Annotated in this window: 2 protein-coding genes; both read right to left on the reverse strand. The window is 49.7% G+C overall.

Annotated elements, in window-relative coordinates; genetic code table 11:
- Positions 1–675 (reverse strand): archaetidylserine decarboxylase (asd, locus tag A3751_RS19925; protein ID WP_156492667.1); only part of this gene is annotated, 675 nt, incomplete at its 3' end.
- 107 nt (positions 676–782) lie between these two features.
- The coding region (locus tag A3751_RS23755; protein WP_156492668.1) for a phosphatase PAP2 family protein at positions 783–922 on the reverse strand (140 nt) is incomplete at its 5' end.

Genomic DNA, 922 nt, shown 5'->3' on the forward strand with positions numbered 1-922 from the left:
GAACCGCATACTGGCGACTAAAATCGCGGCGACAGGGATCATCGCGATGCGTCCTTCAAAATTGGTGGGCTTTATTTCGATCACTGCGCGTTCGTTGCGGCAGAACAAGCGGTTAATGCGTTTAAGCGTTGGAGGATTAACATTGAACGTGTCACCGGAAATGTAATGCAGCTTGTCTACCTCGCCACGAGCGGGAGAGTGCATGTGGTGGTACATGCTAGATTTCAATCGAAGCGTAATAAAGCGCCCGTTTTGGTAGGGCTCAAGATCAATCGCTCCCTGTGTTAGTTCGCCAAGCTCGTAGGGCATGCCTTTGATTTGCAGCGCTTGCAGGTTCTTAATCTTCCCGAAGCTTCCTATCTGAGCGTCGCAAGGGCTGACGAGACGATCTTCTGCAGAATCAATTGGCCTCGTACCTGGTTTGAGCTCACGGGTAAAGCAAGCATGTACGCTCTTAAAGCTTTTCTCGGTCGCTTCATGTAAACGCATGTCATCGCTGAAATACTGCCACGTACTTAAGGCGATGCGCGTGAATAAGGGGTTTTCAACCTTGCTTAGACGGCCCATTAGTCGTGTGCTCAAAGCACGTGGTATGTAGTTTGTCACTAGGAAATTTAGCGTTCCCCTGAGGGGCGCTCCCTTTACCGGACTGAATGTTTTAATGTCGTTATACATGGACTCAAATTAGCGAGGTTAAAAGACAGAAAGATGAACGATTTGCTACAAAATGATGACGGCGTAACACCATGCAGGATGCCAATGCGAATTACTCGGTAAACGGTTTAGTACAACGCCACTAAACTCGCGTGACCGAGCAGACCAAGTGCGAGTCCAAGGCCAGCACCCACCAGAACGTCACTCGGGTAGTGCAGACCAAGTACTGGGCGCGACAGTGCAATTAGGGCTGTAAAGGACCATAGAG

Source organism: Oleiphilus sp. HI0080, assembly GCF_001635135.1.